At 39.8% G+C, this 8,120-nt stretch carries 5 protein-coding genes; 4 read left to right on the top strand and 1 reads right to left on the bottom strand.

Going from position 1 to position 8,120, the window contains the following annotated elements:
• On the bottom strand, positions 1 to 382 hold a 382-nt coding region (locus ACR2F3_RS05790; protein WP_432709033.1), incomplete at its 3' end, for a glucuronate isomerase.
• Between the two features lie 120 nt (positions 383 to 502).
• Here ACR2F3_RS05790 and ACR2F3_RS05785 point away from each other — a divergent pair.
• The 4 genes from ACR2F3_RS05785 to ACR2F3_RS05770 all read left to right on the top strand — a co-directional run bounded on the left by ACR2F3_RS05785 (position 503) and on the right by ACR2F3_RS05770 (position 8,029).
• Complete coding sequence (locus tag ACR2F3_RS05785; RefSeq protein WP_432709032.1) at positions 503 to 1,024, top strand: bifunctional 4-hydroxy-2-oxoglutarate aldolase/2-dehydro-3-deoxy-phosphogluconate aldolase; 522 nt, start codon at positions 503 to 505, stop codon at positions 1,022 to 1,024.
• A complete protein-coding gene (locus ACR2F3_RS05780; protein WP_432709031.1) occupies positions 996 to 3,911 on the top strand; it encodes a SusC/RagA family TonB-linked outer membrane protein in 2,916 nt (971 codons plus the stop codon). The genes ACR2F3_RS05785 and ACR2F3_RS05780 overlap by 29 nt, the downstream gene beginning before the upstream one ends.
• A gap of 11 nt (positions 3,912 to 3,922) precedes the next feature.
• Entirely contained in the window at positions 3,923 to 5,410 is a 1,488-nt protein-coding gene (locus ACR2F3_RS05775) for a RagB/SusD family nutrient uptake outer membrane protein (protein WP_432709030.1), read from the top strand.
• A 234-nt stretch (positions 5,411 to 5,644) separates the two neighbouring features.
• A complete protein-coding gene (locus tag ACR2F3_RS05770; RefSeq protein ID WP_432709029.1) occupies positions 5,645 to 8,029 on the top strand; it encodes a TonB-dependent siderophore receptor in 2,385 nt (794 codons plus the stop codon).
• Positions 8,030 to 8,120 lie beyond the last annotated feature (91 nt).

The raw sequence follows: 8,120 nt of genomic DNA, 5'->3' as shown, positions 1-8,120 counted from the left end.
CCCAGATTTCTTCAGCATTATCAGGAGTCAGTGGTTCAGGGATACCAAAATATCTGGAAAGTTCAAGGCAGTTCCAGTGATATAAGGGATTGCCAAATGCTTTGGAGATAACCTCTGCCCAGCAAAGAAACTTCTCTTTTGGGGAAGCATCGCCAGTTATATATTTTTCATCAATGCCATAGGCGCGAAGTAAACGCCACTTATAGTGATCTCCAGAAAACCAGATGTCACTTATGTTAGTAAAAACTACATCTTTGGCGATGTCTTCAGGATTTATGTGACAGTGGTAATCGATTATTGGGAGATCTTTTGCAAAGCTGTTATATAAATCTTTTGAGATATCACACTGCAAAAGAAAGTCATCATTAATAAAAGGAACCATTATTTATACTCCTATTTAAATATTTATTATAAGATAACGCAATTTTCTATTGAACACAAGAAGAAATATGCTAGAATACTAGTAGAAGAAATTATATTTTCTATTACGGAGGATATTTCGGTGAATATTAGTGAGAAGATTATTGAGACAGGTATAGTTCCAGTAGTTGTACTTGATAAAAGTGAGGATGCAGTTCCACTTGCAAAAGCATTGCTTGCTGGCGGTATCAACTTCATGGAGATTACATTAAGAACATCCTGTGCTCTTGATTCAATTAAAAGTGTTAGTCAGAATGTTGAAGGCATGATTGTTGGTGCTGGTACAGTTATTAATAAAGATCAGGCAAAGGCAGCAGTAGAAGCAGGTGCAAAATTTATCGTATCACCTGGACTTGATGAAGAGACAGTAATCTGGTGTAACGAGAATAATATTACCTGCTGTCCAGGATGTGTAACACCAACAGAGATTATGACAGCCCTGGAAGAAGGGGTAAGCGTGTTAAAGTTTTTCCCGGCTTCTGTTTATGGAGGTGTGAAAGCAATGAAGGCTATGGCAGGACCTTTTCCGGAAGTGCGTTTTATTCCGACCGGATGTTGGCTATGTTGTACAAACAGTGCCAGTAGGAAGTTCAAACATTATTAATGTAGCATTGGTTTCTGATGGTATGGACCTTACCGAAGTTGTTGTAACAGGCTATGGTAACATTCAGCGTAAGAGCTTTACGGGCGCTTCATCAACAGTTACAGCAGAGCAAATTGCAAACAAACCGGTACAAAGTTTTGGACAAGGGTTAGTTGGTCAGGCTACTGGTGTAAGTATTGTTCAACCTAACGGATTACTAAATAACCCTCCTGTAATTCGTGTTAGGGGATTAAGTTCATTGTCGCTTTCTTCCTTTCCATTAGTTGTAGTAGATGGTATTCCGGTTTCTACAAACAATACTTCTGCAAATTCAGCGGCTAACAACCCACTTGGAGATATTAATCCAGAAGATATCGAGAGCATCGACATTTTAAAAGATGCCGCATCAACTGCGATATATGGTTCCAGAGGTGCAGCTGGTGTATTAATTATCAACACTAAAAAAGGTAAAAGAGGGGAGGCTCGTTTTAATTATGACGGATGGGCAGGTATAAGCAACGCAGTAAGACTTCCGGATGTGATGAATGCAGAAGAATACATTGCATACAAAAATCAAGCAATTAAAAATCTGAAATCAGTTAATCCAAACTCTTCAGTAGCAACCGGTGCAGATGGAAATAGTTTTTTTCCAAATTTGCGAGGTGATGGTACTGCCGTAGATACAGACTGGAATGATGTGGTTTATCGCCAGGCGTTAACCCAGAATCACAATATCAGTTTAAGTAGCGCAACTGAGAAAACCTCCTACTTTCTATCTGGAGGACTTTCAGATCAGCAAGGATTTTTGAAAGGAAATAATTTTAAAAGATATACTGGTCGCGCAAATGTTACGCATCAGGCTACTAGTTATTTAAAATTAAATTTGAACATGGCATACAGCAATGCTTTTAATCAAAGTCCAAATAGTGGTTCTACTGATGGAGGCGCATTTGCTGCTTCAGGATTAGGAAGGTTAGCATTTGCTTTATCGCCAAATCTAAGGCCATATAATGATGATGGGTCATATAGCTTAAATCCAACCGGTGGTACGATTGGAAATGGGTCGAACTTGGTTTCTTCTACCTGGTCCAATCCGGCTGTTTTAATCGAAAGAGATAGAAATACTTCAGAAACCACACGATTAATAGCCAATTTAGGAGCTGAACTAACACTAGCAGAAGGTTTGACTTTAAAATCTTCATTCTCATGGGACCGTGGAAACACAGAAAACTACAGATTCTGGAATCCTTTGTCGGGTGACGGATTTAGTACTACGGGAAGTGCCTATAATAACAACAATCGTAGAAACAATCGCAATTTTATCAATACGATAAATTATAATAAAGTAATTGGTGGCGTTCATAATCTATCTTTGATTGCAGGTAATGAAGCCCAAAGTACCACGGTTCATGATTGGGGAGCAGTACGTACAAACTTATCTGATCCTTTCTATACTCAGTTTCAAGGTCAATTTATTAACAACACTGCTGGCGGTAATGGTATAGTGGCCACCGCTTTGGAGTCTTATTTAGCAATAGCCAACTACAACTACGACAATAAATACTTCATCAGTGGAAATTTCAGAAGAGATGGGAACTCAGGTTTTTCTGAGCAAAAAAGATGGGGTAATTTTGGTGGCGGTTCATTAGGATGGGAAGTGACGAGGGAAGGCTTTTTTGCTAACTCTTCTCTAAGTTCAGTAATTAGTAATTTCCGGATCAGAGGTAGCTATGGGATGGTTGGTAATGCTGCAGTTGGCGCATATAATTACTTTTCAACCTATGATCCAACATTGTACGGTGCCGATGGTACAGGCTTTGTTTTCAACAGAGCTGGAAACGTTGATCTTGGATGGGAAACCAGTAAGCAAACAGACGTAGGGATTAACATTGGTTTCTTAGCTAATCGATTCTCTTTGGAAGCAGACTATTTTAATAAAAATATTGACGGGCTTATTTTAGCGGTTCCTCAAGCCCCTTCAAAAGGTATCCCTGGTGGAACTATCCGTTCTAACGTTGGAAGCATGTACAATAAGGGTTTTGAATTCGCTTTGCATGCAAGTATCTTCCGTGACACGGAATTCAAATGGACAACTTCGTTGAATTTCACTACTATTGAAAATATGGTCGAAGCGCTAGACCCTCAGGTTGAGCAAATTTTAACCAGTACAGCTGATTTAGAGCAAACTAGCATTACAAAAGCAGGGTACTCTGCAGCTCAAATTTATGGTGTAAAAACAAATGGAATAAACCCAGTTAACGGCCAGCGTATATTTGTTGATAGAGAGGGCCGGGAAATTCAGTACCTGCACCAAAGTGCTGGAAACGGTTATACTTACGTTGACAATGGCGCACCAGCACCATCTCCTGCAAGTCAACAGCAAATATTAGGTAACACTTTGCCTACCTGGTATGGTGGATTTAATAATACCATGAGCTATAAAAACTTTGATCTTGCATTTAACTTCACTTTTTCTGGTGGAAATTACATTTACAACGGATCTCGTGCAGGTTTACTAGATCAAAGATTTTGGAATAACCTCAAGGATGTAGTTACTGATGCATGGTCGCCGACAAATACAACAGGAACCCTTCCTTTTCCAGTATTTTCTGATAACGTATCCAATGGATCTTCCTTCCTGATTTCAGAGAATATAGAAAAAGGAGATTTCCTAAGACTACAAACAGCTACCTTAGGATATAGATTTCCTAAAACAATATTCGGTACGTCGGGCATCTCTGGCTTGCGAGTATATGGTCAAGTGAACAATGCGTTCCTGATCACCGGATATACTGGTGTTGACCCTGAGATTTCTTCTAACGGAAATTCGAATTTAGCCAGTGGTATTGAGCGGAATAGTATTCCTCAAGGAAGAGTATTCACATTCGGAATTAGTTTAAGCTTATAATTAAATACAAAATGAAAATTTTTCATAAAATAACATACAGATTTCCGGCAGTAAGAGTTGCTGCCGCTGCAATCATGCTTACAGTACTCGCTTCTTCTTGTAAAAAAGATTTTCTGGTTGAAGCTCCAGAGCTGGAATTGCCACAGGAAGAGGCTTATACTACGCCTCAGCGTGTTGATAAAGTAATTACAGGATTATATTCATCGGCAAAAAGTGGATCTCTTTTCGGAGGTCGTTATCAAGTTTATAATGACATTCGCGCAGAAGAGTACATACTGAGAGACCCGAACAATGTTACAGGGGCCGACGTTTATCAGGCAACGAATGATGCGACTAACTCTTACATATCAAGTTTTTGGTCAGTAGGATACTCAACAATCAACCGTGCTAATTTAGCAATTGATGGTTTAACTCAAAATGTTGCCGGATTAGCTCCCGCCGTTATCGATCCGGCATTAGGGGAAGCAAAATTTATTAGAGCCCTTGTTTATTTCCAACTGGTTCAAATATTCGCAAAACCTTACGTATTAAACGGAGGAACTTCAAGGGGTCTTCCATTGAGGTTAATTCCTGAAACGACGCTTGCAAATAATTCTTTGGCCTCAAGTACAGTGGCAGAGGTCTATGCTCAAATCCTTAAAGATCTTGACGAAGCTGAGGCCCAATTACCAGCCACCTACACTACTGCTTTAGCAAAAACAACAAGAGCGCATAAAAACACTGCAATTGCGCTAAAAACACGTGTTTATTTAACAATGGCAAACTATGCCAAAGTGAAAGAAGAAGGCAATAAAATTGTTCCTCAGGCAGCACCATTCTCGACAACAGTTGGTGCTGGACATGCTTTAGCGGGTAACGTTACTACTGTATTTGTAACCCCTTATACCGTATCGGAATCAATATTCTCCTTCCCGATGGCTGCAACGAATGCTCCTGGAACTCAAAATCAATTGGCTTACTATTATAACAGTTTCTCAGGTGCGAATTTAATTTATCCATTAAATAAAAATGCTCCTGGAATTTATGCAGATCCAATTTGGCCTGCGACTGATGCCCGTAAAGTAGGATTTACAGCTTTATTTACAGGTTCTGGTTTGACTGCTCAACCCGTGCTGAAGAAATACAATACACCATCACCGTGGACGGATTTCGTACCGATGATCAGGTATGCTGAAGTTTTACTGAATGTTGCTGAAGCTGAAGCCGCAGCTGGCGGTAATGCTGTTCGCGCAAGAGCACTTCTTGATGCTGTACGCAGACGTTCAGATGCTACCTACAATTTTGGAGTTCTTGCTGGTGCTGCATTGACGGAGACCATCTTAAAAGAACGTAGAATCGAACTACTTGGAGAGGGTCATAGATATAATGACCTTGCAAGGTTGAATAGAGCATTACCTGCTATAGGTGCTGCCGGACTAACTATTGCTGTAAGCGATCCTCGTTATACATTCCCTATACCAATTAACGAAAGAAATACTAATCCATTGGTGGGAGAGTAATCTACCTAATCATAAAATATGGGGGCGGAAATTAATCATTTCGCCCCCATTCTTTTTTCATATGGTTACAAAACAGGTTCACTTTGCTTGTTTCCGCGTTTCATGAAGGTATTTTATTTTGAATTATTCTAAATAATGTTTGCAAATCTAAATAACATTAGTACTTTTGCAGCTATTAAGAATAAATCTAAATAATTAATGAAGTTCTTCTCTACTTTCTGCGTTCTAAATTTAATGCTCCTAAATTTTGCCTTTTCACAAAATCAGCAAGTAAAAGGTCGGGTTATCAACGAAAAAGGCGAAGCCTTATCCTCAGTAAATATCACCCTTTCAGCGTCATCGGCATCGGCCAGAACAGATGAAAATGGTAAATTCAGTCTGAACAATATACCACAAGGAAAATATATCATTAAGGCGAGGTTGGTTGGCTATCAGCCACAAACTGCTGAAATAGAGATTGCTGCAGAAGCTAAAGAAGTTTACTTAACCCTCCAAACGGAGTTAAACGGCTTATCTGAGGTGCAGGTATTTGGCACCGCCAATAAACCAACAGAAAAATTAGACGCGATAACCAGGTTGCCACTAAAAGCAAGTGAGCAGATTCAAAGTATCTCTGTCATATCGAACAAACTCATTGAGCAACAAGGTGCCTTAAGTGTAATTGAAGGTGTACGTAATGTTCCTGGAGTTTACACTTATGCAACCTATGGTGGGGTAAAAGAAAGTATATCATCACGTGGTTTCAGGGGGATTCCAGTCTTGAAAAATGGTGTGCGGGTAATGACAGATTTCCGCGGACAAGGTTTTTCGACTGATATGCAAGGTGTGGAGAGTATTCAGGTTTTGAAAGGTGCAAGTGCCATAACCATGGGGGCTTCAACCGATCTTGGTGGGCCGGGTGGAATTGTTAACGTGGTTACGAAAACACCAAAATTTGAAAACACCGGCCAGGTGAGCTTCCGCGCAGGGAGCTGGGGTTTAGTTAGACCAACATTTGATGTTCAAGGTTTGGTTAATGAGTCTAAAACACTGGCGGTACGTTTAAACGGTGCTTATGAAAATGGCGGGAAATTCCGTGATTTCATGGGCAACGAATCTTTTTACATTAATCCATCAGTGGAATGGCGCCCTAGTGAGCGAAGTACTTTAACCTTAGAAATGGATTACCTGAAAGAACAACAAGGTATTGATGTAGGTACTGTTAACTTATCGGTAGGTAACAAGCAGAACCAGATTTATGATCTTCCAACTGAGCGATTTTTAGGTTTTGAATCAGATAAAACAGACACTAAACATAGTACTTATACCGCGCGTTTTAAGCAGGACTTGAGCAATCAGATCTATTTGCGTGCTGCGATTTTTCATTCTAATTATGATAATGATGGAATTAAAAGTGGATTGGCTGCTGCAAAAGGGCCAGGTATAAATAAAGATCAGGTAAATATTTACAACCGTTCAATTGCCCATAACTCGACAAGACAAGATAAAAACACCGTTTTTCAATTGGATTTAGTGGGCCAGAAAGTTAAAACAGGAAGTTTATTACATACTTTTCAGGTAGGTGCAGATTACCGCTATATGGATCTATATCAGCCAACTTATAATACCATAGCGGTTGATCAGATCAATGTATTAGATCCGTCTACGGTAACTAATATTCTTCCTACAGGCTTAAATCCTTTTTCAATAACAAATGAAACCCAGTCGTACGACTACCGTTTTGGGGTTACCATACAAGATGTGATCCAAGTTACAGATTGGGCAAGGGCATATGGTGGTATTCGCTATAGTACCAATAAAACCAAAGACGATGGTGTGGAAAGTGTGACTTCAAGTTTCTGGAATCCGATGGCAGGGGTAATGTTTACCTTAAAACCAGGTTTCAATGTATTTGGGTCTTACACTAACAGTACCAACCCTCGGTCAGCATCAGTAGTGGATATCAATGGCGAGGCGCTTGGTTCTGAGCGTATTGACCAGATTGAGGCCGGCATAAAATCTGAATGGTTTAATGACCGTTTGCGTTTCAACCTTACTTTTTATAAAATCAACAATAGTGACATGAACCTTGAGGTTTTCAATGTTGATGAGAATGGTATTGTACAGCCTACCGGTTATTATGCAAAAGGTGGTAATGACGAACGTAAAGGAGTTGAAGTAGAGTTGACAGGTAAGATACTGCCTAACCTGGAGGTTGTTGCCGGGTATGCTTATATCGACGCACAATATAAAGATCACTCGACCTTTATTCCAGGTTCAGCACCAAACAATACACCAAAACACACGTACAACCTATATGCAAATTACACGTTTCAAAACAATGTTTTAGATGGATTAAATATTGGCGCAGGTGTTTATCACCTGGGTGAGCGTCCTTACAATGACTGGACGCAGGATGGTGTGCAATACCACGCTATTGACCCGAATACAGCGCCATGGTATAATAAAGCATATACTATTGTGAATGCACAGGTAGCTTATCCACTGACAAAGCATATTGGTCTGCGGTTATTAGTAAATAACGTATTCGATAAAGTAGGGTATGACGCATATCGTACCAACTTCATTGACAGGGTAGCACCACGCAATATCTCTGGGGTACTTACTTATAAGTTCTAATACTAACTGTTTTTATTGGTTAAAATCCCGGCTAGCCGGGATTTTTTTGTTTACAGCTATTTCAGGCCATAAGGTAACAGAACATTTAGCC

Origin of the sequence: Pedobacter sp. (assembly GCF_045627485.1) — a bacterium.
In the GTDB taxonomy this organism is placed as follows: domain Bacteria; phylum Bacteroidota; class Bacteroidia; order Sphingobacteriales; family Sphingobacteriaceae; genus Pedobacter.
This window is presented reverse-complemented; position numbering and strand designations above follow the sequence as displayed.

What these genes read in the sequence shown, in the direction of transcription:
- ACR2F3_RS05775 (WP_432709030.1), top strand. Translation starts at nt 3,923, where the DNA reads ATGAAAATTTTTCATAAAATAACATACAGATTTCCGGCAGTAAGAGTT.
- ACR2F3_RS05770 (WP_432709029.1), top strand. Translation starts at nt 5,645, where the DNA reads ATGCTCCTAAATTTTGCCTTTTCACAAAATCAGCAAGTAAAAGGTCGG.